Origin of the sequence: Rosenbergiella nectarea (assembly GCF_900111105.1) — a bacterium.
GTDB lineage: Bacteria > Pseudomonadota > Gammaproteobacteria > Enterobacterales > Enterobacteriaceae > Rosenbergiella > Rosenbergiella nectarea.
Genome location: NZ_FOGC01000002.1, coordinates 280137 through 306560 on the forward strand (window position 1 = coordinate 280137; position 26424 = coordinate 306560).

Genomic DNA, 26424 nt, shown 5'->3' on the forward strand with positions numbered 1-26424 from the left:
ACCAGAAAGGTTGAACGAAATTATGCTTCAGCTAAACGTTTTTCAATCGCGTCCATCAGCATACCAGTAATTGATACCGGGAATTCGGCTTCAATTTCACGAATACAGGTCGGACTCGTCACGTTTATTTCTGTTAATTTATCGCCAATGATGTCTAAACCAACAAAAATGAGGCCTTTCTCTTTCAGTGTTGGCGCTACTTGGCGCGCAATGGCCCAATCACTTTCGGTCAATGGACGAGGCTCACCACGCCCGCCAGCCGCTAAGTTACCCCGTGTTTCCCCGGACTTGGGAATACGGGCCAGGCAATAGGGAACAGGTTCGCCATCGACCACCAGAACACGCTTATCCCCCTGTTTTATTTCCGGGACGAAATTTTGTGCCATACAAAATTGTGTGCCTTGCTGGGTTAGGGTTTCCCAAATGACGGAGAAATTAGGATCGTCTTGTTTGACACGGAAAATAGACGCGCCTCCCATGCCATCCAGTGGTTTCATGATGATGTCACCGTGTTCTTGCCAGAAATCACGCAAGGTCTCACGGCTGCGGGTAACCAAGGTATCAGGGGTTAATTCCGCGAACCAGGCAGTAAAGAGTTTTTCATTACAGTCGCGTAAACTTTGAGGCTTATTAACGATTAGGGTGCCTTGCTCTTCGGCTCTTTCTAAAATATAGGTCGCGTAGACAAACTCGGTATCAAAAGGGGGATCTTTACGCATCAGGATGACATCAAGCTCGGCCAGAGGTAGGGTCTGCTCACTCGTAAACTCAAACCATTTCTCTTCATTTTGCATAACGGTCAGACCACGGGTACGCGCTGACGCAACACCTTTGCGTAACGATAAATCGTTCATCTCCATATAATGGATTTCATAACCGCGTTTTTGGGCCTCTAACAACATCGCAAAACTGCTATCTTTCTTGATATTGATGGTTGTAATAGGATCCATCACTATACCCAGCTTAATCATTCACAACCCCTTCAAAATTTAGTTTATTCACTCAAAAAGGACTCAGTATACCTAAGGATGAGCCGCCCATTTCACTGATGATGCCAGACCATCAATTATCCTAAATCACCGAATCGTACCTGCAGCGCTGTAATAGCGGTTAATGCTGTGGTTTCAGTGCGTAATACTCGAGGGCCTAGCAAAATATCGGTAAAGTTATCAGCGCTGGCTTGTTCAATCTCAGCGGCTGATAAGCCACCTTCCGGCCCGATAAGCAACCTCACCTTATTATTGGGAAGGGTAAGACGATTAATGCTTTGTGACGCGCGTGGATGGAGATTGAGCTTGAGCGCATCACTGGCTTCAGAAAGCCACTCTGCTAAAGTCATGACTGGGCGTATATCAGGAATACGGTTGCGTCCACATTGTTCACACGCGGCAATAGCCATTTTTTGCCATTGTGAAAGCTTTTTTTCAAGCCGCTCTTTATCCAGTTTTACACCACAACGTTCAGAGATTAAAGGCGTAATAGTGTTAACCCCCAATTCAATTGATTTTTGAATGGTGAATTCCATTTTTTCGCCCCGTGACAGGACCTGTCCCAAATGAATATCGAGGGGGGACTCGCGGTCATCAAGTTCTGCATCGGAAGTCTCAACCGTGACATGTTTTTTACTGGCTTCTACGATCGTTGACAGAAATACCTGGTTACTGCCATCAAATAACAGCACCTGCTGTCCGGCGACCATGCGTAATACTCGGCCAACATGATTGGCGGCGTCTTCAGAAAGCTGAACACGTTGATGACTTTGAAGCGTTTCTGGATGAAAGATGCGGGGAATGCGCATGGTCTTATCTCTTAAGTAGAATATATGAATTACCGTTGTCACTATACCGTATAGCTTGACCGCTGAGTCGACTAATTGCAATCCAGACTACTGACACTGCTTGGCTACCCAGGGGTTAGCATTACCCTGAATTCGAGCGATTCGGCGGTCGCGCTGACATTCCCATGGGGTGACGGGATAAAGCTTATTCCATACCATTAACAGCTGCGTTTGTTGACGTGAAAGAGAAAGGTGGTATTGGTCACGCATATACAATGTAATTCGGGCAATCGGGCCCCGGGCACGCGCGGCAGGCTGAGTCAGTTTAGCCTTGAAATCATTAATCATCTCACAGGCGCCGTACTGAGTAGGGGTACCATTCCACTGGCTGTAAGCAAAGTTATTGCGGTCACCATTCACTTCACCAACAGCAGGTTCGAGATTATGTAGGTCAGCCTCTATTCTGCGATACTCGCTGTCCTGACGACAATTTTTTCTCCCTCCTTGCTGCCAACATTGACGTTGATGACCAAATACCCAGGCCGGTACGACATGTTCCCACTCTATTCGAGCGGCTCGCTGAGCATTTTTACGCGGCACATAACCACAGGAGGCTAAATCGGGGATCCCTTTCTTACCCTGCCAACGAATATCGCAGCCACAATAAAACTCTTTGGCACCTTGGTTGACCTCAATAGAGGCCTTCTTGGCCGCTTGAAAATTATCCTGTTGGTAGACTTTTGCAAAGGCTGGAGACATTGAAAAAAGGAAAGCAAGAAAACTGATTTTGAGACGCATATTCTGGAAAACTATCAAAGTGACATTAATACGGCATAATACCCTATCCTTGCGCGAACAGCTGTGTAAAAGTTAGGCTATCGTTGACCAGAAATTTCCGTATTCACCCCTGAAATTCACCTATTTTTAGCGGCGCAGCGCAGCGGCGGCAGCAATATTCCTTTTCCCCACGTACCACGCGGTTATGACGTCGCAAAGTAAGGGCATGCTGCTGGCAATTGCAATGGTAGGGGAAGGTTTGACCCGCGACGGAGGTCGTGACAAAGCGATGAGTACGCTCGGCTTTAACATTCAATACTTCTTCCATCATCCAGCGCCACTCTTGGCCATGAGGGGCGACTCGGCCAAACTTTTTCCAAACTAATAGATGGGCGAGCTCATGCGGGACCACCTGTTCCACAAAGGCTGACAGGTTCTCTTCGCACAGTACCGGGTTGAGGCGAATTTGCCACTCCTTTAGCCAAGCGCTACCTGCAGTGGTTCCGCGTTGTTGCCAACTGATAGAAGGCTCAGGGAGAGGATCATCAAAAAGAGGCGCGGCAAGGCTGAGGTGATGGCGAAGCGAGCGGTAGATGGCTTGCTGTAAAGCGATAGGCAGGCGAAGATTTTTTTTCATGGAGCAAGAGTAACATAAAAAAAGGGGGTGAACCTGTCACCCCCTTAGCTGATTAATCGCGTGAGCCGATGTCTTTCAGTTTTTTACCTTGCATCAGGTTTCTTTCAATGTGCTCCAGTGAAACATTTTTGGTTTCTGGAATCAGACACAGAGTCAGAATGATGAAGACAACGTTCAGGGCTGCATATAACCAGAAGGTTCCCGCATTACCTAAATTAGTCAGTAGCGTTAAGAAGGTCGCACCAACGATCATATTCGCAATCCAGTTGGTCGCTGTCGATACGGTAATCCCAAAGTCTCGACCTTTCAGCGGCTGAATTTCAGAGCACAGTACCCAGATTAACGGGCCAGCACTCATTGCGAAACCAACAATAAACATCAATAGCATGGCGATAGCAAAGTATTGCGCACCAGCTGAATGGATGCCTAAGTGCAACATTGTTCCTAATACACCCATACCGGTCGCCATAACGATGAAGCCGAGGACTAGTGTAGGTTTACGGCCCCAACGGTCAACCAGACCGATTGCAATGAAGGTCGCTAAGACGTTAACGAGACCAACGATTACCGTTCCCCACATTTGTTCAGTGGTGTTGGTGAAACCTGCAATCTCAAAAATTTTCGGTGCATAGTACATAATGACGTTCATACCGGTAAATTGCTGCACGACTTGCAGTAACACACCCAGGTACACGGCACGACGGAAATTACTATTGTCTTTAAACAGTGCCCAGCCGGTTTGCTTGATTTTTAAGCTCTCGCGGATTTCGTCTAATTCGCGCTTAGCCTGCTCACTGGTATCACGCAGACGATCAAGCACTTTCTGGGCGTCATAAAATTGCCCTTTAGCCGCTAACCAACGTGGGCTATTCGGTAGGAAGACAACGCCAATCAATAACAGCGCAGCGGGGATGGTGATCACCCCTAACATCCAACGCCAATCACCACTATAGCTCAGGGCGGTATCGGAGAGATACGCACCAAGAATACCGATGGTGATCATCAGTTGGTAAAGTGAAATCATACTACCGCGAATTTTTTCCGGCGCGATTTCAGAAAGATAAAGCGGTGCAGTGTAGGAAGCAATACCGACAGCTAGCCCTAAGAGTACCCGCGCTGCAATCAGCATTTCCGGTGAAGTCGCTAAGGCTGACCATAAAGAGCCAATCACGAACAGGATGGCGCCTGCCATTAAGCTCTTTTTACGACCGAGTGACGAGGACACCCAGCCACTACCGACCGCACCCACTGCAGCACCGAACATCATCGAGCTTACAATCCACTCTTGTTGATGAGGTGTCACATTGAATTCTTTGGCAATGAAGGGGAGCGCCCCTGCAATAACCCCGATGTCTAAACCAAATAATAAACCTGCGAGTGCAGCGAGAAAGCAGACGAAAAACGTCATCATTTTATTAGACGTTCTACGCTTTGAGTTATTTACAGGCATGAATGCCTCCGATGTTAAATTTCTTATCTTTGTGATTCTACGTAATTATATGTCAACTATCAGTGAGCCAGATCACAGCAATGTAATCGATTACATTTAAGGCTAATTAAATGCTATCCAATAGCTTCGTAAAGGTCTCGTTCACTGGTTCTTGACGGAACTATACATAAATATCGGGTAGTTATAGCCTTAACCTCTGAATAAATCATATTTTTTTTACCAATTGATGAAATAGACCACATTTCGACTGAGCTAAGACAATGTAATCGTTATCACTAGGCGAAGAAGGGGGCGATTAGGTGAGTAACAAGGATGTATAGGGGGAGAAACTCGGGCGGTTAATCCCGCCCGAGTAGTAGAAACTATTTCAGATTGGCCGCATCACGCAGTGCTTCAGCTTTGTCTGTCTTTTCCCATGGGAAATGTTCACGGCCAAAGTGGCCATAAGCAGCAGTTTCACGGTAAATAGGATGCAGAAGATCTAACATCTGGATCAAACCGTAAGGGCGAAGGTCAAAGAATTCGCGTACCAGCAGGGTCAATTGCTCAGTAGGGAGTTTCTCAGTGCCAAAGGTCTCGACCATGATTGAGGTTGGTTCAGCAACACCAATCGCATAAGAAACCTGAATCTCACAACGGTCAGCCAAGCCAGCAGCAACAATGTTCTTCGCAACGTAGCGAGCTGCATAGGCTGCTGAACGGTCAACTTTCGATGGATCTTTACCTGAGAACGCACCGCCGCCGTGACGCGCCATACCGCCGTAGGTATCAACGATAATTTTACGACCCGTTAGACCGCAGTCACCCATCGGGCCGCCAATCACAAAACGGCCTGTTGGGTTAATAAAGTATTTAGTGTTCGCAGTGAGCCATTCGGTCGGCAGTACCGGCTTGATAATGGTTTCCATTACCGCTTCTTGAAGCTCTTTTTGACCGATTTGTTCTGCATGTTGGGTAGAAAGAACGACAGCATCGATACCGACAATTTTATCGCCATCGTATTGGAAGGTCACCTGGCTTTTAGCATCCGGACGTAGCCATGGCAGAGTTCCGTCCTTACGAACTTCTGATTGGCGTTGTACCAAGCGGTGAGCATAAGTCACTGGCGCAGGCATCAACACATCAGTTTCATTGGTAGCATAACCAAACATCAGCCCTTGGTCACCAGCACCTTGGTCGAGTGGGTCTTGACGGTCAACGCCTTGGTTAATATCCGGAGATTGTTTACCGATCGCATTCAGTACTGCACAAGAGTTAGCATCGAAACCCATGTCGGAATGCACGTAACCAATCTCACGAACGGTCTGACGTGCAATTTCTTCGATGTCGACCCAAGCTGAGGTCGTGATTTCACCGCCAACTAAAACCATGCCGGTTTTTACATAAGTCTCACAGGCCACACGTGCTTTGGGATCTTGCTCGAGGATCGCATCTAAAACGGCATCAGAGATTTGATCAGCGATTTTATCGGGATGCCCTTCTGAGACGGATTCTGAAGTGAAAAGATGTTTAGCCATTATATAGTTACCTTGCTTAAGGGATTTAATTCGCGCGCACTGATAATGAGTGCTGCCTCAACATCGCCGTCTTCTCACACGACGACCTTGAATAGTGAATTGGGAGGAAAACATTATCGGATGGTTTTCCATCTGGACGTCTATTCTAGGGTAGGATGACTGAATAATTCCAGCGATTTTTCTGAATTAGCGCATCGATAGCCACATAGACACCGATAACAGCCTAGACTCAAGACAAACATTTTGCATTTTTACCCCCTTAGGGGTATAAATCGCGAACCGCCTTGCCATCTACAATTGACACGTTTCACGCTAAGATAACTGAAATTAAAATTAACCATAACAGTCGGTTAGATAGGCTTATTACTAGTCGATAGGCTGAGACTTTATCCTGACGATCTATCCTTTTAGTTATCGGCCATCACTGCAGTTATCGGCACTAAAATGACTATCGCGAATGTCATTTTTTTCTCGGTACACCCTAAATTATCCGTGATGAACGTGGCGGAAGCAGTAGACCTATGACGAGTATTTGCAGTGCTTAGCGGGTTGCGCTAGGGTAAATACTTAATTGTTTTTTATCAAAGATAGAGGCATGAGATGACCGACGTCATTAAGCATATTCGAGGTTCATCCGCAGGCGAACAAGGTGAACTACGTTCAATGCAAGAGGTTGCAGTTAACGATCAAGAAGCAAGCCGGATGTTACGCACCTACAATATTGCATGGTGGGGAAATAATTATTATGACGTCAATGAATTAGGTCATATCAGCGTTTGTCCAAATCCAGACATGCCTTCTGCCCGTGTCGATCTGGCTAAATTGGTGAAAGAACGCGAAGCCCAAGGCCAGCGTCTGCCTGCGCTATTTTGCTTTCCGCAGATTTTACAGCATCGCTTGCGGTCAATTAACGCGGCTTTTAAACGTGCGCGTGAATCGTTCGGTTATCGTGGTGATTACTTTCTCGTCTATCCGATCAAAGTTAACCAACATAAACGAGTCATTGAATCCCTGATTAATTCGGGGGAACCTTTGGGACTGGAAGCGGGTTCTAAAGCAGAGTTGATGGCGGTTTTAGCCCATGCAGGGCAAACGAGCTCGGTAATTGTGTGTAATGGTTATAAGGATCGTGAATATATTCGGCTTGCCCTTATCGGTGAGAAGCTCGGTCACAAAGTGTATCTTGTTATCGAAAAGATGACCGAGATACGTTTAGTCCTTGAAGAAGCTGAGCGATTGAATGTCGTGCCGCGCTTAGGGATCCGAGCTCGTTTAGCCTCGCAAGGTTCCGGTAAATGGCAATCAAGTGGGGGTGAAAAATCGAAATTTGGTTTGTCAGCCTCACAAGTCTTGGAACTGGTTGACATTATGCGCCAAGCTGGACGCTTAGAGAGCTTACAATTACTCCACTTCCATCTTGGATCGCAGATGGCTAATATCCGCGACATCTATACCGGTGTGCGTGAGTCGGCCCGCTTCTATGTGGAACTGGCTCGTTTAGGGGTACAGATCAAATGTTTTGATGTCGGCGGCGGCTTAGGTGTCGATTACGAGGGAACTCGCTCGCAATCTGACTGCTCAGTGAATTACGGATTAAATGAATACGCGAACAATGTCATTTATGCCATTGGGGAAGCCTGTGAAGAGCATGGCTTAGAGCACCCAACCGTTATTACTGAGTCAGGGCGCGCGGTAACTGCTCATCATACCGTGTTGGTTTCGAACATTATCGGTGTTGAGCGTAATAGTTTTACTCCGCCGAATCCGCCAGAAGAAGACTCTCCGCGTCCTTTATTAAGTATGTGGAAAACTTGGCAGGAAATGCACGAAACACAGGGGCATCGCTCATTACGCGAATGGCTTCATGATAGCCAAGTCGATCTGTCCGATATTCATACCGGCTATTCCTCTGGGATCTATACTCTGACACAACGCGCCTGGGCGGAGCAGTTATACTTAAATATCTGTCATTACACTCAACAGCACTTGGACCCAAGTAACCGTGCCCACCGTCCCGTGATTGATGAGTTACAAGAGCGTATGGCCGACAAGATTTATGTCAACTTCTCGCTTTTCCAGTCAATGCCGGATGCATGGGGAATTGACCAGCTCTTTCCAGTTCTGCCCCTTGAAGGGCTGAACAAACAACCCGAACGCCGCGCGGTATTGTTAGATATCACCTGCGATTCAGATGGGACTATCGATCATTATATTGATGGTGATGGGATCGCCACGACGATGCCGATGCCGGAATACGATCCGGAAAACCCCCCAATGCTCGGCTTTTTTATGGTCGGTGCTTATCAAGAAATTTTGGGGAATATGCATAATCTGTTCGGTGATACCGAAGCCGTTAACGTTTACGTTAACGAAAATGGAGCAGTGGATGTTGAATTATCCGATGAAGGGGATACCGTCGCGGATATGTTGGAATATGTTCAGCTAAATCCACAAGAGTTACTTAGCCTGTTTAATCAGCAAGTAAAAACCAGCGATATTGCCGAAGAGCTGAGAGACCAATTTTTATCAGAGTTTGAGAGTGGGTTATACGGCTACACTTATCTGGAAGATGAATAATTTTACTGTCTAGGCGCTGAAGGGTCGGCGCCCTCGTCAAGGGAAAAATATATTATGTACAATACCTTAGGTAACGAATATGACAACTCATTGGTGTCTAACGCCTTTGGTTTTCTGCGTTTCCCGCTCAATTTCCAGCCTTATGAAAGCGATGCGGAGTGGGTCATTACTGGCGTTCCTTTTGATGCGGCGACCTCGGGTCGACCGGGGAGTCGCTTAGGCCCGAATGCGATTCGTCAGGTCTCCACGCATTTAGCCTGGGAAGGGTGCCGCTGGCCTTGGAAATTCGACTTGCGTCAGCAACTGAAAGTGGTCGATGGCGGGGATTTGGTTTATGCCTTCGGTGATTCTGCAGACATGTCGGCTAAATTACAGGCACATGCTGAGAAACTCTTAGCCAATGGCAAGCGTATGCTGACCTTCGGTGGCGACCATTATATCTCTTTACCGTTGCTGCGTGCTCATGCGAAACACTTTGGTAAAATGGCCTTAGTCCATTTCGATGCCCATACAGATACCTATTCGAATGGCCCGACCTTCGACCATGGCACGATGTTCTATACCGCGCCGCAAGAAGGCCTTATTGATCCCAAGCACTCGGTGCAGATTGGTATTCGGACTGAGTACGATCCATCCCTAGGTTTCAATGTCCTGGATGCGGCATGGGTTAACGATACTGCGGTCGAGGATATCCTCACTAAAATTCGTCAAACAGTCGGCGACTTACCGGTCTATCTGACCTTCGATATAGACTGCCTTGACCCCGCTCATGCACCCGGTACCGGCACTCCAGTGGTGGGCGGCTTGACCAGTGATAAAGCGACTAAGTTACTCCGTGGTTTACAGGGGTTAAATATTGTAGGAATGGACTTAGTCGAGGTTGCACCTGGCTATGACCATGCTGATATTACGGCTCTTGCGGCCGCAACCGTCGCGTTAGACATGCTACACGTGCAGGCTGCTAACAAGCAGGCTCAACGCTAATCATTATTCAACATAATTTATTTACGAGGAGTGTAAGATGGGATTACTCGATAGCATTGTGGGATCATTAACGGGTGGAGAAGGGCAACAAAACTCCCTTAGTCAACTTCAAGCGGTCTGGTCTTGGGTACAAGAGCAGGGCGGTGTAGAAGTGCTTATCCAAAAATTCCAGCAAGGTGGCTTAGGGGAAATCCTCTCTTCATGGCTGAGTAACGGGAGTAATCAATCAGTCAGCCACAGCGATATCCAATCCGCTTTTAGCCAGCAAGATTTGCAGTCATTAGCGGATAAACTGGGAACCGATATTCAAGGCGCGTCAGGCACATTATCTGAAGTTCTGCCACAACTGGTTGATAAAATTTCCCCTCAAGGTGAAGTCCACCCAGAGGCTAGCGGTAACGCCCAGAATGATCTCGGCTCGTTAGTAGATTCACTCTTCAAGCGTTAAATTGTGCGGATCGAATGTACTTTCGTTCGACACATCATGTACATTGAAACAACTAAGTTTCCAATTTGTGTTGAAAGTGTTTAAAAATCAACACAACTAAATCATCCGATCTGGAGTGAAAGATGCCTTCTGAAAAAAAACTTGCTAATGCTATTCGTGCACTCAGTATGGATGCGGTCCAACGCGCTAAATCTGGCCACCCTGGTGCACCGATGGGTATGGCAGATATCGCTGAAGTACTGTGGCGTGAATTCTTAAACCATAACCCTAAAAACCCGTCATGGGCAGATCGTGACCGTTTCATTCTTTCTAACGGCCACGGTTCGATGCTTATTTATAGCTTGTTGCACCTTAGCGGTTACGATCTACCGATCGAAGAGTTGAAAAACTTCCGTCAATTACACTCTAAAACACCGGGTCACCCAGAATACGGCTACACCGTAGGTGTTGAGACAACTACGGGTCCACTAGGTCAAGGTATTGCGAATGCCGTGGGTTTTGCGATTGCAGAACGTACGCTGGCCGCACAATTTAACCGCCCAGGTCATGACATCGTAAACCACTACACCTATGCCTTTATGGGTGACGGTTGTATGATGGAAGGGATTTCGCATGAAGCCTGTTCACTAGCCGGGACACTACAGCTTGGTAAATTAATCGCTTTCTATGATGACAACGGTATCTCTATTGATGGTCATACTGATGGTTGGTTTAGCGATGATACCGGTTTACGCTTTGAATCCTACGGTTGGCACGTTATCCGTGGTGTTGATGGCCACAACAATGAATCAATCCGCCGCGCAGTTGAAGAAGCTCGTGCTTCAGAACGTCCAACGCTAATTATGTGCAAAACCGTTATCGGATTCGGTTCCCCTAACAAAGCCGGTACTCATGACTCACACGGTGCACCATTAGGCGACGACGAAATTACCCTGACGCGTAAGGCGTTGGAGTGGGACGCAGCGCCATTCGAAATTCCTGCAGACGTCTATGCTGCATGGGATGCGAAAGAAGCGGGTGAGAAGAAAGAGCAGGTTTGGAATGAGAAATTCGAAGCCTATGCGAAAGCCTTCCCTGAATTAGCCGCAGAATTCAAACGCCGCACGGCGAATGAACTTCCTGCAAATTGGGCTGCTGAATCACAAAAATTCATCGAAGACTTACAAGCTAACCCACAAAAAATCGCTAGCCGTAAAGCTTCGCAAAATGCGATTGAAGCTTATGGCAAACTGTTACCGGAGTACTTAGGCGGGTCTGCTGACTTAGCGCCGAGTAACCTAACCATGTGGTCGGGTTCCAAGTCGATTAAAGACGATGCAGCCGGTAACTACATCCACTATGGTGTGCGTGAGTTCGGTATGACTGCCATTGCCAACGGTATCTCATTGCACTCTGGTTTCATCCCGTACACTGCAACCTTCTTGATGTTTGTGGAATACGCGCGTAATGCTGCCCGTATGGCTGCGCTGATGAAACTACGTCAAATCTTGGTTTACACCCATGACTCCATTGGTCTAGGTGAAGATGGTCCTACTCACCAACCGGTTGAGCAGGTCGCAAGCTTACGCACTACACCAAACATGAGCGTATGGCGTCCAGCTGACCAAGTCGAGACGGCGGTAGCGTGGAAAGAAGCGATCGAGCGTCAAGATGGTCCTTCAGCCCTGATCCTTTCACGTCAAAACCTCGCGCAACAACCGCGTACTGCTGAGCAACTTGCGGCAATCAGCAAAGGTGGCTATATCCTGAAAGATAGCGAAGGCCAGCCAGAGCTTATCTTTATCGCTACCGGTTCTGAAGTTCAGTTAGCGGTTGACGCGGCAGAAAAATTGACAGCAGAAGGTCGTAAAGTTCGTATTGTATCGATGCCTTCTACCGACCACTTCGACAAGCAAGATGCCGCCTACCGCGAGTCAGTCCTTCCCGCCGCAGTGACCGCACGTGTCGCCGTTGAAGCAGGAATTGCTGATTACTGGTACAAATATGTAGGTCTACAAGGTGCGATCGTCGGAATGACTACCTTCGGTGAGTCAGCGCCTGCAGAGCAGCTATTCGAAGAGTTCGGCTTCACGGTAGATAACGTGGTAGCAAAAGCGAAAGCAATTCTGTAATCGCTCTTCTCTAAATTAAAACCAGTCGGTGTGCTCACTGGCTGGTTTTTTTACAAACTCTCCTTGTCACTTCTCCGACTAAAATGATCTCCCCCTAACTCAGCGACATAAATCGTCACTGAATTGCTGTGATCCACGTCCTGATACACACCGCTGTTGCGTGTGTTTATCAATAATTCGCCATTGCTGTTGTTGATAGCTCAGCTTATAGGTTACCTGTTGGGCTGCTATGGAATCGTCCAAAGGTGTATCCTCATCCACAACTAAGATGACGCTATCAGGAGATTCTAACGAAGCACCTAAGGTACGTTGCTGAATTGAAAAATTACTCACCGACTCTTGGAAGCTATCACCGAGATCATTGAGCACGAGTTGCAGGGGGGAAACAGGGACTACGAAACGCTCTGGCGATTGTTGGCAGCCACTGAGTAGTAAAGCAAGTAATCCCACTATAAATCCCTTTCTTTGGTCCATCCCACTCTCCCTATCAAATAGTGTTTACTGACAGCGTAACGTTAACCGCTGACAGAGGTCTGAAATGTGATCTTGATCGTATTTTACTCATTAGTCTTGATCTCTATCATTCCCGAAACTTGGCAGTTGATTTATTCTCACGAGAATCGTTTCAGCTTTGACGGAATAGGGTATTAATCTCGAGCAAATCGTTGTAGCCTCAAAAGATAATCTTAGTATTAGGGCGAGTAGCCCCTACGTTCATCAAGGTGATAGATAAGTAATGAGCCTTAGAATAGCGATTAACGGTTTTGGTAGAATTGGTCGGGCTGTTGTTCGAGCGCTGTATGAAACAGGTCGTCACCTGGAGGTTAGCGTCGTTGCGATAAATGAAGTTGCCGAAAGCCGTGGTATGGCACATCTTTTAAAATATGATACGACTCATGGCCAGTTCGCTTGGGAAGTCCGGTTAGAAGACGAGCAACTGTTTATTGGCAGAGATGCGATCACGCTACTTCATCATTCATCGATCACCGAACTGCCCTGGGGAGATTTAGATGTTGATGTGGTCTTAGATTGTACTGGCGTTTATGGTAGTCGGGCCGATGGTGAAGCGCACTATAGAGCTGGAGCGCGTAAAGTGCTATTCGCTCATCCCGGCGAGCCAGACTTAGATGCGACGATTGTTTACGGTGTTAATCATGACACTCTCCTTCCTGAACATCGCTTTGTCTCTAATGCTTCGTGTACCACCAACTGTATTATCCCGATAATCAAACTGTTGGATGACGCCTTTGGTATTGAATCTGGTACGGTCACCACGATCCATTCGGCGATGCATGACCAACAAGTCCTTGATGCTTACCATCATGATCTGCGAAGAACCCGCGCGGCAAGTCAGTCGATCATCCCGGTCGACACCCGGCTCTCGGCAGGTATTACCCGAATATTTCCTAAGTTTCTCGATCGATTTGAAGCGATTGCGGTACGTGTACCGACAATTAATGTCACGGCAATTGATCTCAGCGTAACGTTAGAACAAAAAGTGACGGCACAACAAGTCAATCACCTATTGCAGGAAGCTGCCAATGGCTGCTTTCATGGTATAGTCGACTATACCGAGTTACCACTGGTTTCGGCGGACTTTAATCATGATCCCCACAGTGCCATTGTGGACGGTTCGCAGACGCGAGTCAGTGGAGGACACCTCGTAAAGACGCTAGTATGGTGTGATAACGAATGGGGCTTCGCAAACCGAATGATCGATACCTGTTTAGCGATGTCTGACAACACTTTCAAACCTGTCGCCTAAGCGGCGGGATAAACTAAAAGAATCAATAAGAGGATTCACCATGTCTGTAATCAAAATGACCGATCTGGATCTTGCTGGAAAACGTGTTCTGATTCGTGCTGATCTTAATGTGCCAGTTAAGGATGGGAAAGTGACGTCAGATGCGCGGATCCGTGCATCACTACCGACCATTGAACAAGCCCTGAAGCAAGGTGCGAAAGTAATGGTGACCTCTCACTTAGGTCGTCCAACAGAAGGCGAATATAACGAAGAATTCTCTCTGCTACCTGTTGTTAACTACCTAAAAGACAAGCTTGCTGGCACAGATGTCAGCCTGGCGAAAGACTACCTTGACGGTGTAAACGTCGAAGCAGGGCAGCTGGTGGTGCTAGAGAACGTCCGCTTCAATAAAGGCGAAAAGAAGGACGAAGAAACCCTCGCGAAAAAGTATGCCGCCCTGTGTGACGTGTTTGTCATGGATGCTTTCGGGACCGCTCACCGCGCCCAGGCTTCAACTCATGGCGTCGGTAAGTTTGCGCCTATCGCCTGTGCAGGTCCATTACTGTCAGCAGAACTTGAAGCGCTAGGTAAAGCGATGAGCAATCCAGCGCGTCCTATGGTTGCCGTGGTGGGAGGCTCAAAAGTCTCGACTAAATTTGATGTACTGCAATCTCTTGTCGGGATTGCCGACACCGTTATCGTGGGGGGCGGTATTGCCAATACCTTCGTCGCAATCGAGAATAACGTTGGTAAGTCTCTGTATGAGCCAGATTTCGTTGAAGCTGCTAAAAAGCTTCGTGACGAACATGGCATTCCCGTTCCGGTTGATTCCCGTGTGGGGACTGAATTCTCCGAAACGGCTCCGGCAACCGTGAAGAAAGTTAACGAAATCCAGGATAACGAAGAGATTATGGATTTTGGTGACGAGACTGCGGCGCAAATGGCCAAAATCTTAAGAGAAGCAAAAACTATCCTTTGGAACGGGCCAGTGGGCGTATTTGAGTTCCCTAACTTCCGTAAAGGGACTGAAATCGTGGCTAACGCTATCGCAGATAGCGATGCGTTCTCAGTCGCAGGCGGCGGCGATACCCTCGCGGCAATCGACCTGTTTGGTATCGAAGATAAAATTTCATACATCTCCACGGGTGGCGGTGCATTCCTTGAATTTGTGGAAGGCAAAAAGCTCCCAGCTGTAGCAATGTTAGAAGAGCGTGCGAAACAATAAAAAATTCTGAGGAGGGCTAACCCTCCTCTATTTTCTACCGCTGAAAAGGTGATCTCAGCTTACGACCAACGAAACAGGACAACACTTATGTCTAAAATTTTTGATTTCGTAAAACCGGGTGTCGTTACGGGCGAAGACGTACAAAAAGTTTTCCAAGTAGCTAAAGAGAATAAATTTGCGTTACCAGCAGTTAACTGCATCGGTACTGATTCAATCAACGCTGTATTAGAAGCGGCGGCAAAAGCTAAAGCGCCAGTGATTGTTCAGTTTTCTAACGGCGGTGCAGCGTTCCTCGCAGGGAAAGGTTTTACCTCTGATAAACCACAAGCGGCGGCTATTCTTGGTGCCATCACGGGCGCCCAACACGTCCACCTGATGGCAGAGCAATACGGTGTACCGGTTATTCTTCACACCGACCATTGTGCGAAAAAATTACTGCCATGGATTGATGGCCTACTCGACGCAGGTGAAGCACATTTCAACAACACCGGTAAGCCACTCTTCTCTTCACACATGATCGACCTTTCTGAAGAGTCGTTAGAAGAGAACATCGAAATCAGCGGTCAATACCTTGCGCGTATGGCGAAGATGGGTATGACGCTTGAGATTGAATTAGGCTGCACAGGCGGGGAAGAAGATGGCGTGGATAACTCACACCTCGATAACTCGGCGCTCTATACTCAGCCTGAAGATGTTGACTACGCTTACCAAAAACTGAGTGCTATTAGCCCTAACTTCACCATCGCCGCATCATTCGGTAACGTACACGGTGTCTACAAGCCAGGTAACGTACAACTTACGCCAAAAATTCTGAGAAATTCTCAAGACTACGTCAGTGAGAAGCATAACCTTCCGCATAACAGCCTGAACTTCGTCTTCCACGGTGGCTCAGGTTCTTCAGCGGAAGAGATCAAAGAGTCTATTGAGTACGGCGTCATCAAAATGAATATTGATACCGATACGCAGTGGGCGAACTGGGACGGTATCCTTCAGTTCTACAAAAAGAACGAAGGTTATTTACAAAGCCAACTGGGTAACCCAGAAGGTGACGATAAGCCAAACAAAAAATACTATGACCCACGTGTCTGGTTACGTGCGGCACAAAGTTCAATGGTCGTGCGCTTAGAGCAAGCCTTCCGCGAACTGAATGCCATCGATCGTCTGTAATCCTTCCCCCAAACGCCAGCTTCGCTGGCGTTTTCTCCATTTAGCGTAGTAAATTTCTTGAAGTTACCTCACGAGGTTGGCAATTCGTGGGTTTTTGGTTACCCTTTTTATGGGGCGTCTTTCAAAGATGCTCAGTGCTATTTATTGGGAACTAACGACAGGATAATTTAATGCAAGATCTTAACGTAGTGAACGGCTTACATAATGCCGGGACTTGGATTGAAAAGAACCAGTCACTTTTATTAAGCTATGTAGTGAATATCGCCGCAGCGCTGGTCATTCTCTTTATCGGGTTTACCATTGCGAAAATCGTTTCAAGAGCCATCAATAAAGTCTTACTCTCGCGTCATATCGATCAAACGGTCGCCGACTTTATCTCGATGATTGTCCGTTATGCGATTATCGCGTTCACCCTGATTGCCGCAGTCAGCCGAGTGGGTGTACAAACCGCCTCCTTTATTGCCGTGCTGGGTGCAATTGGTGTAACTGTCGGTTTAGCGTTACAAAATTCTCTCTCTAACTTTGCAGCCGGTGTGCTGTTGGTAACCTTCAGACCGATTCGGGTGGGGGAGTTTGTGGATGTTGGTGGATGTTCGGGAACCGTTTTAAACGTACAAATCTTCCAAACTACGCTAAGAACCTCTGATGGTAAGATTGCGGTTATTCCTAACGGCTCAATCTTCACAGGTAAAATCATCAACTACTCGCGTGAACCAGAGCGCCGTAATGAATTTATCATAGGTGTGGCGTACGATGCTGATATCGATCTGACAATGAAAGTCCTGCGCGAAGTGGTCGAAGCAGATAAGCGTGTGATTAAAGATAAAGGGATTGTGGTTGCATTGAATGAAATGGCTCCCTCATCACTTAACTTTATTGTACGTTGCTGGAGCAAAAGCGACGATTTACAGCAGGTCTATTGGGACCTCATGGCTGACTTCAAACGCGCCTTAGATAAAAACCAAATCGGGATCCCATTCCCACAAATGGATGTGCATCTCGTTCGCAGTAGTGAGAGCTAACTCCCTGCTTCCACAGTCAGCGAGTCTGGCTGTGGAGTATTCATTTTGCTAATCGCCCCCCGTTTTTTTTAATTTCCTTTCGAATATCTCTTTATCGCACACTTGCCCTCTATTTTTAAAAAGGGGCTTAAAATGTCTGTATTTGTACAAGGCTTTGCACTGGGCGCGGCGTTAATTCTCCCTATCGGGCCTCAGAACACTATCGTGCTACGTCAAGGAATGTTACGGCGCTATGCTTTCCTCGCAGCAACCTATTGCGTTATCAGTGATATGCTACTCATCACAACAGGAGTGTTGGGCGGCGCAGCATTTTTACAGCGCTATCCATTGCTAATGTTGGCAATGACATGGATGGGAGTGGTGTTTTTGCTTTGGTATAGCTATGGGTTAATCAAAACGCTTTACCAACCCATTAGCGCTGAGGTCGAAGGCGTTGCCGTCAATTCACTGTCGTTATCTTATTACTGACACTCGCCTTTAGACTGGCCAGTGAAGGCGTGCTAATGTGGCAACACTATGGATAATGGAGTGTGACGATGAAAAAACGACTTACTGCAGTGGCATTACTCGGTGCGAGCCTTGGATGGCTGACATCAGTGTCCGCCGAGACAACGCCTAATGCGCCTTATCTCAGCACTTCCGGACAGGGTCAGGTTCAAGCCCAGCCGGATATGGCAACCATCGTTATCGAAGTTAATGCCACCCATGCGCAAGCATCACAAGCCAAAAAACAGGTGGATAGTCGCGTAGCTCGGTATTTTGATTTTTTGCATCAGCAAGGCGTGACTGACAAAGATATCAACGCCGCGAATGTTACCACTCATGCGGAATATGACTATTCACAGCGAGGCAAACCTAAACTGACGGGTTATCAAGCCTCACGCAGTGTAAACGTCACCTTGCATCAACTCGCTAAGCTTAATACGTTATTAGACGGTGCTCTCGCCGCTGGGCTTAATGATATCCGCTCGGTATCAATGGGGGTTGACCATCCTGAGCAGTATCAGCAACAAGCGCGGCAAGCGGCAATTAATGATGCTATTACTAAGGCTAAAGGGTTGGCGTCAGGCTTCAATGCCTCGCTAGGCTCGGTATGGAGCATTAACTACCAGACTCAACGTAACGTCACCCTGCCGATGGCTAGGATGATGAGCGCACAAGCTTCGGCGGCCGATACCACTCCTGATCAAACCTACCAACAGCAGAAACTCGATTTCAACGATAACGTCGAGGTGGTCTTTACCCTCAACACCCGCTCTCTTGGCGCAACACCTGACGACCATACTCAACCAAAGAGTCCGTAACGCGTCCCATCACGCGGCTTTCTGGCGCAAATCTGTGCCAGTAAAGCATGCGGCGTTGATATAACCCCGGTGTAAGGTCGATCAGAGACCCTTCCGCTAATTCGGATTCGATTTGTAGATGCGGGATCATACAACAGACCGACCCTTGTTTGGCCAACTGCACAAAGGCTTCAGAAGAGTTAACAATATGGCACGGCAAGCTACCAGGAGGCAGATCGAAGTTCTCTTGTAAAAAGGCTTGGTGCATATCGTCTAAGTGGTCAAAGGAGACGGCAGGGGCTTTTAGCAGAGTTTGACGATTGACGCCCTGCGGGAAGTAACGCTTAGCAAAATCTGGAGAGGAAACAAATAAGTAGTCCAAGGCCCCCAAGGTATCAACGTGGCAGCTCGGTAAGGCGCGGGGTTGTATACTTACCGCACCGACGACTTCGCCACGCCGTAGACGCTCGAGTGTACGGCTCTCATCTTCAACTTGTAGATTGAGGCGAACCGGTAAATCGGCGAGGACATCGCGTAATGCCGGCAGTAACCAAGTCGCTAGACTGTCAGCATTCACCGCAATGGAGAGAAGAAGGGGCGTCGTACCGCCTTTTTCATCGGTCAGCCACTGTTCTTCCAATAGCTCAACTTGATGCAGTAGCGCGAGTAACTTTTGGCCCTGTTCGGTGGGGCGAGGGGGGACCGTGCGTACCAGTAAGGGTTGACCAAACTGTGTTTCTAACTGTTTGATACGCTGTGAAACCGCCGATTGAGTGATACAAAGCTTTTGTGCCGCCCGTTCGAATCCGCGTTCACGAATAACGGTATCAAGGGCTTGAAGATTGCGGTAATCGGGTCTTTTAATCATGTTTTCTCAGTCCCTGACTGAAAGAAAAAAATCGGTTAGTTTTGAGATTGAACGCGTAAAACTACACTTCAACCAATGAAAAATCACTATTTTAGATAAGCTTGTTTTATACTACTGCTACCGAAACACGTATAGGTTTTAACATACCATGACACAGGACGAACTTAAAAAAGCAGTAGGCTGGGCGGCACTCGACTATGTTCAGCCCAATACGATCGTAGGTGTAGGTACCGGTACAACAGCCGCCCATTTTATTGATGCATTAGCCACACGCAAAGATGAGATTATTGGTACTGTGTCCAGTTCAGAAGCCTCGACTGAACGTTTAAAATCGTATGGTATTCCGGTTTTCGATCTCAATGAAATCGACTCACTCTCTCTGTATATCGATGGCGCAGACGAGATTAATCTTGCTCTGCAGATGATCAAAGGCGGTGGTGCAGCACTTACCCGTGAAAAAATCATCGCGGCGGTAGCCCAAACCTTTATCTGTATTGCTGACCAATCTAAGCAGGTCGACTGCTTAGGTCATTTTCCTTTACCCGTTGAAGTCATCCCCATGGCTCAAGCTTATGTCTCACGCGAGTTAGTGAAACTTGGCGGCCGTCCAGAGTATCGCAAAGATATTGTTACGGATAATGGTAACATTATTCTCGATGTCTACGATTTACTTATCGACGATCCGGATAAATTAGAAGTCGCCATCAATGCGCTGCCGGGGGTTGTGACGGTTGGGCTGTTTGCGAAACGTGGAGCAGACATTGCGTTAATTGGCGATGAAAACGGGGTAAAGAAAATTATTCGTGATGGTCACGAAAAAAGAGTCGCCCACCACAAATAGTGATTTATATCACAAATAGTGCCCACCTCGCGTTAATACGCTAAATCACCTGCATTACACAGTGTTTTGGCGTTGAATGGCGCGAAGGTAAACGATTGCGTCCATCGGTTCAATATTTTTTAGGGTGTTGCTCTTAGCCTATTTTTTTCTTATGTTGACAGTTAGCTAAGGGTATTTACGAAAATCACTTTTATAGGGTCGGCTAATGGCTAAGGTTTCACTGGAAAAAGACAAGATTAAGTTTTTGTTGGTTGAGGGCGTTCACCAATCTGCTCTCGATAATTTAAAAGCAGCAGGGTATACCAATATTGAGTTTCATAAAGCTGCGCTCAGTCCGGAGCAACTAAAAGAATCGATTCGCGATGCTCACTTCGTTGGTTTACGTTCTCGTACACAGTTAACCGAAGAAATCTTTGCAGAAGCCGAGAAACTGATTGCGGTAGGGTGTTTCTGTATCGGGACTAACCAAGTCGATCTTAAGGCTGCGGCGTCGCGGGGTATTCCGGTCTTTAACGCACCGTTCTCAAACACCCGCTCGGTCGCTGAACTGGTCATCGGCGAGCTGTTATTACTGATGCGCGGTATTCCAGAGGCCAATGCAAAAGCTCACCGTGGTATTTGGAACAAAAATGCGAAAGGCTGCTTTGAAGCACGCGGTAAGAAACTCGGTATCATCGGTTACGGCCACATTGGTATGCAACTAGGTGTGTTAGCGGAAAGCCTCGGCATGTACGTTTATTTCTACGATATTGAAAGTAAACTACCGTTGGGTAATGCGACACAAGTGGAATCATTGGATAAGTTATTAGCGATGAGTGATGTGGTCAGTTTACACGTCCCAGAAACCGCAAATACTCAAGATATGATCAGCAAAGACCAACTGGCAGCGATGAAACCTGGTGCATTATTAATTAATGCCTCACGCGGAACCGTTATCGATATTCCTGCTCTGTGTGAAGCCTTAGAAAGCCAACACTTGGGTGGTGCAGCCATCGACGTTTTCCCTGTGGAACCCGCCTCTAATAGTGACCCCTTCGATTCTCCGCTGTGCAAGTTCGATAATGTCATCCTAACTCCACACATCGGGGGTTCTACGCAAGAAGCGCAAGAGAATATTGGGATTGAGGTCGCAGGTAAGTTAGCGAAATACTCAGACAATGGGTCAACCCTTTCTGCAGTAAACTTCCCTGAAGTATCACTGCCGGCGCACAGTGCTTCAGCAAGTCGTATTCTTCATATTCATGAAAACCGCCCTGGTATCTTAACCGCGATTAACAATATCTTTGGCGACCAAAATATTAATATCGTTGGCCAATACCTACAAACCTCGCCACATTTAGGTTACGTTGTGATCGATGTCGATGCTGAGCAAGAAGTGGCCGATAACGCCTTACAGCTAATGAAGGAAATTCCAGGCACAATCCGTGCTCGGCTCCTCTACTAATTACGATGCGAAAGAGGCCGTTAGGCCTCTTTATCTGGCCATTGCCATAACTTATTGGGAGTAATCACTGCAGGTAACGGGATGTCCCAAGATTCAATCGGCAAATTTTCCTGATGCTGACAATCATGAGCCACGCCAATCGGAAAAACCGATGTCTTTTGCCAACCGGCTAACAGGCGATCATAGAATCCCCCTCCCATCCCTAAACGCTGGCCTGTGCTGTCGAACGCCACCAAGGGCACAATTACCATATCTAATTCAGTAAAGCTGCAAATCTCATCGGCATTCTCCTCAGGCTCAAACATACCTAAGCGATGCTTTACTAGATTAGTTTGTGGAGTAAAACGCTGGAATAATAGGGAAGTGGGCTGTGTGGGATCAATACGGGGCAGATAAACACTTTTCCCTAAATGCCATAATCGCGCAATCAAAGGGCGAGTATTGATCTCACCGTCCATCGAGAGAAAGAGCGCAATACGCTGTGATTGTTCAATCACTGAGTAGAGGATGGCATGCTCGGCAAGTTGTTGGCTAGCTTGGAATTGTTGTGATTCACTTAGCGAACGTCTTAAGCGACGCATATGCTGGCGTAAAGCTTGGCGCTGTTGATGAAGAGGTGAGTCCATAACGTAACATCCTTGTGAGGGCACTCAAGGATAATAGGGCGATAACCCAAGACAGTAAAGAGAAACTATAGAGGAGGGGGGATCTCCGAGATGCCGCTGCGAGCTGTAACCCTTGAACCCTTGGTTCAAGGTGAACATGTCGTCATACCTATTAGGCTTCTCGGACGAACCGAGCATGCACACAAGATATGAAGCGCCACGTTCTAGTAGTACTAAATATCGGCTCAGGGGACTGGCCCGCTTGCAAACATCTCAGAGAATACGTTGTTCAGGGATGATTATAGCACAGGATCCCTGAAACCATTATTCGAATTTACTTTCGGGGCGATCACTAATACGCCCCTGTTCGACTAATGCCTGTTCAATAGTCTGCTGCAGTACACGAATACGCTGTTCCATATTGCTCGCATAATCACGGGTCTTGTTCTTTTCTTGCGCAAGTTCGTGACAAATATTTAAGGCCGCAATAAACACTAATTGTTCAGTATTCGTGACGCGTGTTCTGTGTTTTAAATCCTGCAGGCGCTGGTCAAGATCTTCAGCGGCAGAAAGTAGAGCTTCTTTTTGTTCTGGAGGACAATTCACTCGTAGTGAACGACCAAAAATATGAATATCTACCGGTTGCGCAGACATGTTACCTTCCTGATAATTACGTTGTCCGCTCCCAAAGTCACTTGCTTTGGAAGGGCGCCACTATATATACCTGAGGCAGAAGTTACAACCCCTTTTCTGGAATCGATGAGGGTGCTAATGGTAGCATAGACCTCACTTCACTTTCCTAAGACTATGGATAATTATGACTTCACCGAACTATAACACGCTTAACAGCGAACTCGCGACACAAGGTGTCGGTATGACTGCCGCTGAGATGCATGGTTTACTCAGCGGAATTCTCTGCGGTGGGACTAAAGATCATAGCTGGAAGGCACTGGTTCATGACCTAACTAATGAAGGTATAGCCTTCTCTGTCCAACTCCATCAATCCTTGCAAGCGGTATACGATAATACATTGCACTCGCTAGAGGAAGACGGGTTCAATTTTCAACTCTATTTACCGGATGACCAAGGCGATAACGTCTTCGAGCGCGCAGACGCACTCGCCGGCTGGGTAAACCATTTTCTTCTAGGCTTAGGCGTAACGCAGCCAAAATTAGATAAAGTGAAAGGAGAAGCCGGGGAAGCCATCGACGATCTGCGTACTATCGCTCAGTTAGGTTACGACGAAGATGAAGATCCGGAAGAGCTTGCACAATCTTTGGAAGAAGTCATTGAATATGTCAGAGTCGCTGCTTTACTCTGTCATGAGACCTTCAACACACCGCCATCGGATGCCTCAGCCGTCACACAGGGTCCAACTTTACATTGATCCTTTCACGGTAAAATGGATTACAGGGAGCTTAGGGTATGATTTCGCAGAAAAATTACTGTCAACGCCGTCAGGTGTTACTTAAACAGATGGTACCGGGTAGCGCGGCATTACTCTTTGCTGCGCCAGAGGTAACAAGAAGCCGAGATACCGAATATCTCTTTCGCCAAAATAGTGATTTCTGGTACTTCACTGGTTTTAACGAACCTGAAGCGCTACTCATTCTGATAAAAAGTGACGAGCACCATAACCATAGTATTCTCTTTAACCGTTACCGTGATCCCCATGCGGAGGTCTGGTTTGGCCGTCGCCTAGGCCAGGAAGCGGCAATTGACAAGCTTAGTGTTGATCGGGCGCTACCTTGGGATGAGATTGACCAGCAATTGGCTCAAGTCCTTAATGGGCTAAACACTCTTTATCACGCTCAGGGTGAATACGATTTTGCTGATGAAAAGGTTGCTCATGCGCTGAAAACGCTACGAGAAGGGGAACGGAAGAACCTTCGCGCGCCGACCACCGTGATAGACTGGCGGCCAATCGTTCATGACATGCGTTTGATTAAAGATGATGAAGAGCTGGCGATTTTACGCGAGGCTGGACGAATCAGTGCTTTGGCCCATCAACGTGCGATGCAGCAGTGCCATCCTGGCATGTATGAGTATCAGTTAGAAGGCGAAATCCATCATGAATTCTCACGCCATGGATCGCGATTTCCTTCCTACAACACCATTGTGGGGGGGGGCGATAATGCCTGCATCCTCCATTACACTGAAAATGAATCTCAGCTAAAACAGGGCGACTTAGTCCTGATCGATGCGGGCTGCGAGCTTCAAGGCTACGCAGGCGACATCACCCGAACATTTCCTATCGACGGTAAATTTACCGCCCCACAACGTCAACTCTACGAGATTGTTTTACATGCCTTAACGACGGCGTTATCTCTGTTTCGTCCTGGTGTGACCATTGCTGAGGTGACAGAAGCTGTTATCCGTATCAAGGTTGAGGGCTTAGTGCGCCTAGGGATCTTAGAGGGCGATATAACGCAATTGATCGAAGAAAAAGCGTATCGTCCCTATTTTATGCATGGATTAAGTCACTGGCTTGGCCTGGATGTGCATGATGTGGGCCATTACGGTAGTGTGGAGCGTACTCGCGTCCTAGAGCCGGGCATGGTCTTAACGGTGGAGCCAGGATTATATATTGCCCCCGATGCAAAAGTCCCTGAGTGTTATCGCGGCATCGGTATCCGTATCGAAGATGATATTGTGATCACAGAAACAGGGCATGAAAACTTAACGGAGCAGGTAGTCAAAGATCCTGACGCGATAGAACAGTTGATGCAATCAGCACAGGCACTACGTCTAGGTAAAAATAAGCCATTATGAGCGTAATTATTGTCGGAGGCGGGATGGCGGGTGCAACGCTTGCGCTTGCGCTCTCCACCTTATCTCAAGGTAAAATCCCTGTAACCTTAATTGAAGGGAGTTCACTGCAGGGGCCCGCACATCCCGGTTTTGATAGCCGAGCGATAGCCTTGGCGGCAGGCACCTGTCAGCAACTTGCGCGTATCGGTGTTTGGTCGGCGCTTAAGCCTTTCGCGACGCCTATCACCGATATCCATGTTTCCGACCGAGGCCATCTTGGTCAGGTCGAACTCTGTCGGGAAGACTACCATCTACCTGCCTTAGGCAATGTGATTGAGCTGCATGCTGCAGGAAAAGTCCTTTTTCAACGGCTGCAGCAGGCACCCGGTGTGACGCTGCGCTGTCCGGAAAAAGTGGTAAACTTGACGCGATCGGCGCAGCAGGTATCGGTGACGCTTGAAAGCGGTCAAACGCTTGATGCGCAGACCTTAGTGATTGCCAGTGGTAGCCGTTCAGCCCTCGCAACCCAAGCAGGCTTTGTATGGCAGCGTGATGACTATCATCAAGTTGCCATTATCGCTAATGTGAGCACATCAATGCCACATAATGGTCGAGCCTACGAACGCTTTACTCAGTATGGCCCCATTGCCCTATTACCGATGTCGGAAAACCGGTTATCCTTAGTGTGGTGCGTGTCAGCCTCCACCAGTGAACAACTCCTGGCGGCAGATAACGCGTTATTTCTACAGCAGTTACAACGTGAATTTGGCTGGCGACTTGGCCAGTTTACTGAAGTTGGTCAGCGTGAGTCCTATCCGCTGAGCTTGCATCAAGCGCAGTCGTTGATTACACACCGTAGCGTAGTGATTGGTAATGCGGCTCAATCTCTTCATCCTATCGCGGGTCAGGGCTTTAACCTTGGGCTTAGGGATGTCATGAGTTTGGCTGAAACCTTAGCGGAGGCTTATCGCCAGCAACAGGATATAGGCCATTTTAGCGTACTGAATCGCTACCAGCAGCGAAGAGCACAAGACCGCGCGACGACCATCTCGATCACTGATGGCTTAGTCCGACTTTTTGCGAATGATAATTTACCTTTAATCATTGGCCGTAATCTGGGATTACTCGCGATGGAACGGGTCACCGGGTTGAAGCACCACCTCGCTAGCCGAACCTTAGGCTGGGTTAAACGTTAA

Annotated in this window: 25 protein-coding genes and 1 other RNA gene; 15 read left to right on the top strand and 11 right to left on the bottom strand. The window is 47.6% G+C overall.

Annotated features, from left to right (window positions below; genetic code table 11):
• Window positions 1–20: 20 nt before the first annotated feature.
• The 6 genes from gshB to metK all read right to left on the bottom strand — a co-directional run bounded on the left by gshB (window position 21) and on the right by metK (window position 6158).
• On the bottom strand, window positions 21–971 hold the full coding sequence (gshB, locus tag BMX14_RS04225) for a glutathione synthase (RefSeq protein WP_092673255.1): 951 nt from the start codon (window positions 969–971) through the stop codon (window positions 21–23).
• Window positions 972–1066: 95 nt separating this feature from the next.
• Window positions 1067–1798 (bottom strand): 16S rRNA (uracil(1498)-N(3))-methyltransferase, encoded by a 732-nt coding sequence (rsmE, locus tag BMX14_RS04230; protein ID WP_092673258.1) that lies wholly within the window; start codon window positions 1796–1798, stop codon window positions 1067–1069.
• A gap of 87 nt (window positions 1799–1885) precedes the next feature.
• A complete protein-coding gene (locus BMX14_RS04235; protein ID WP_092673260.1) occupies window positions 1886–2575 on the bottom strand; it encodes an endonuclease in 690 nt (229 codons plus the stop codon).
• A gap of 103 nt (window positions 2576–2678) precedes the next feature.
• Window positions 2679–3191 carry a SprT family zinc-dependent metalloprotease gene (locus BMX14_RS04240; protein ID WP_092673263.1) on the bottom strand — a complete coding sequence of 171 codons (513 nt, stop codon included), beginning with the start codon at window positions 3189–3191 and terminating at the stop codon, window positions 2679–2681.
• A gap of 52 nt (window positions 3192–3243) precedes the next feature.
• Window positions 3244–4641 (bottom strand): sugar porter family MFS transporter, encoded by a 1398-nt coding sequence (locus BMX14_RS04245; protein WP_092673266.1) that lies wholly within the window; start codon window positions 4639–4641, stop codon window positions 3244–3246.
• Window positions 4642–5003: 362 nt separating this feature from the next.
• Window positions 5004–6158: a methionine adenosyltransferase gene (gene metK, locus BMX14_RS04250; RefSeq protein ID WP_092673269.1), complete on the bottom strand. Its 1155-nt coding sequence runs from the start codon at window positions 6156–6158 to the stop codon at window positions 5004–5006.
• Between the two features lie 600 nt (window positions 6159–6758).
• Here metK and speA point away from each other — a divergent pair.
• The 4 genes from speA (at window position 6759) to tkt (ending at window position 12278) form a co-directional block, all read left to right on the top strand.
• Window positions 6759–8735: a biosynthetic arginine decarboxylase gene (gene speA / locus BMX14_RS04255; RefSeq protein ID WP_092673272.1), complete on the top strand. Its 1977-nt coding sequence runs from the start codon at window positions 6759–6761 to the stop codon at window positions 8733–8735.
• Between the two features lie 54 nt (window positions 8736–8789).
• Complete coding sequence (gene speB, locus BMX14_RS04260; protein WP_092673275.1) at window positions 8790–9719, top strand: agmatinase; 930 nt, start codon at window positions 8790–8792, stop codon at window positions 9717–9719.
• Window positions 9720–9756: 37 nt separating this feature from the next.
• Window positions 9757–10167, top strand: coding sequence for a YidB family protein (locus BMX14_RS04265; protein WP_092673278.1), 411 nt, complete (start codon window positions 9757–9759; stop codon window positions 10165–10167).
• A 122-nt stretch (window positions 10168–10289) separates the two neighbouring features.
• Window positions 10290–12278, top strand: a complete 1989-nt coding sequence (gene tkt / locus BMX14_RS04270) for a transketolase (RefSeq protein ID WP_092673281.1) — start codon at window positions 10290–10292, stop codon at window positions 12276–12278.
• Between the two features lie 99 nt (window positions 12279–12377).
• On the opposite strand, the gene BMX14_RS04275 is transcribed toward tkt, so the two are convergent.
• On the bottom strand, window positions 12378–12752 hold the full coding sequence (locus tag BMX14_RS04275; protein WP_092673284.1) for a hypothetical protein: 375 nt from the start codon (window positions 12750–12752) through the stop codon (window positions 12378–12380).
• Between the two features lie 262 nt (window positions 12753–13014).
• Between BMX14_RS04275 and epd the strand changes: the two genes are divergently transcribed.
• The 6 genes from epd (at window position 13015) to BMX14_RS04305 (ending at window position 18740) form a co-directional block, all read left to right on the top strand.
• Window positions 13015–14043 (top strand): erythrose-4-phosphate dehydrogenase, encoded by a 1029-nt coding sequence (epd, locus tag BMX14_RS04280; RefSeq protein WP_092673287.1) that lies wholly within the window; start codon window positions 13015–13017, stop codon window positions 14041–14043.
• 40 nt (window positions 14044–14083) lie between these two features.
• Complete coding sequence (gene pgk / locus BMX14_RS04285) at window positions 14084–15247, top strand: phosphoglycerate kinase (RefSeq protein ID WP_092673291.1); 1164 nt, start codon at window positions 14084–14086, stop codon at window positions 15245–15247.
• A gap of 87 nt (window positions 15248–15334) precedes the next feature.
• Window positions 15335–16414, top strand: coding sequence for a class II fructose-bisphosphate aldolase (gene fbaA / locus BMX14_RS04290; protein WP_092673294.1), 1080 nt, complete (start codon window positions 15335–15337; stop codon window positions 16412–16414).
• Between the two features lie 170 nt (window positions 16415–16584).
• On the top strand, window positions 16585–17436 hold the full coding sequence (gene mscS, locus BMX14_RS04295) for a small-conductance mechanosensitive channel MscS (protein ID WP_092673297.1): 852 nt from the start codon (window positions 16585–16587) through the stop codon (window positions 17434–17436).
• Window positions 17437–17568: 132 nt separating this feature from the next.
• The gene (locus tag BMX14_RS04300) at window positions 17569–17904 is read left to right on the top strand and encodes a LysE/ArgO family amino acid transporter (protein ID WP_092673300.1); all 336 of its coding nucleotides are present in this window, start codon (window positions 17569–17571) and stop codon (window positions 17902–17904) included.
• 68 nt (window positions 17905–17972) lie between these two features.
• Entirely contained in the window at window positions 17973–18740 is a 768-nt protein-coding gene (locus tag BMX14_RS04305) for an oxidative stress defense protein (RefSeq protein WP_092673303.1), read from the top strand.
• Here BMX14_RS04305 and BMX14_RS04310 read toward each other — a convergent pair.
• A complete protein-coding gene (locus BMX14_RS04310) occupies window positions 18682–19584 on the bottom strand; it encodes a LysR family transcriptional regulator ArgP (RefSeq protein ID WP_092673456.1) in 903 nt (300 codons plus the stop codon). The genes BMX14_RS04305 and BMX14_RS04310 overlap by 59 nt on opposite strands.
• 151 nt (window positions 19585–19735) lie before the next feature.
• Here BMX14_RS04310 and rpiA point away from each other — a divergent pair, with 151 nt between their 5' ends.
• Entirely contained in the window at window positions 19736–20428 is a 693-nt protein-coding gene (rpiA, locus tag BMX14_RS04315; protein WP_092673306.1) for a ribose-5-phosphate isomerase RpiA, read from the top strand.
• Window positions 20429–20633: 205 nt separating this feature from the next.
• Window positions 20634–21872, top strand: coding sequence for a phosphoglycerate dehydrogenase (gene serA, locus BMX14_RS04320; RefSeq protein ID WP_092673309.1), 1239 nt, complete (start codon window positions 20634–20636; stop codon window positions 21870–21872).
• Between the two features lie 20 nt (window positions 21873–21892).
• Here the strand turns inward: serA and BMX14_RS04325 are convergent, their stop codons facing one another.
• The 3 genes from BMX14_RS04325 to zapA all read right to left on the bottom strand — a co-directional run bounded on the left by BMX14_RS04325 (window position 21893) and on the right by zapA (window position 23131).
• Complete coding sequence (locus BMX14_RS04325; protein ID WP_092673312.1) at window positions 21893–22498, bottom strand: 5-formyltetrahydrofolate cyclo-ligase; 606 nt, start codon at window positions 22496–22498, stop codon at window positions 21893–21895.
• A 78-nt stretch (window positions 22499–22576) separates the two neighbouring features.
• Window positions 22577–22760, bottom strand: a non-coding RNA gene (gene ssrS / locus BMX14_RS04330) — 6S RNA.
• A gap of 41 nt (window positions 22761–22801) precedes the next feature.
• Entirely contained in the window at window positions 22802–23131 is a 330-nt protein-coding gene (gene zapA / locus BMX14_RS04335; protein WP_048912634.1) for a cell division protein ZapA, read from the bottom strand.
• Window positions 23132–23294: 163 nt separating this feature from the next.
• Between zapA and BMX14_RS04340 the strand changes: the two genes are divergently transcribed.
• Genes BMX14_RS04340 through ubiH form a run of 3 tightly spaced genes read left to right on the top strand, consistent with a single transcriptional unit; the run spans window position 23295 to window position 26424 of the window.
• On the top strand, window positions 23295–23864 hold the full coding sequence (locus tag BMX14_RS04340) for a YecA/YgfB family protein (protein WP_092673315.1): 570 nt from the start codon (window positions 23295–23297) through the stop codon (window positions 23862–23864).
• 38 nt (window positions 23865–23902) lie between these two features.
• Window positions 23903–25249 (top strand): Xaa-Pro aminopeptidase, encoded by a 1347-nt coding sequence (gene pepP, locus BMX14_RS04345; RefSeq protein ID WP_092673318.1) that lies wholly within the window; start codon window positions 23903–23905, stop codon window positions 25247–25249.
• Window positions 25246–26424 (top strand): 2-octaprenyl-6-methoxyphenyl hydroxylase, encoded by a 1179-nt coding sequence (gene ubiH, locus BMX14_RS04350; protein WP_092673321.1) that lies wholly within the window; start codon window positions 25246–25248, stop codon window positions 26422–26424. Before pepP ends, ubiH begins: the two co-directional genes overlap by 4 nt.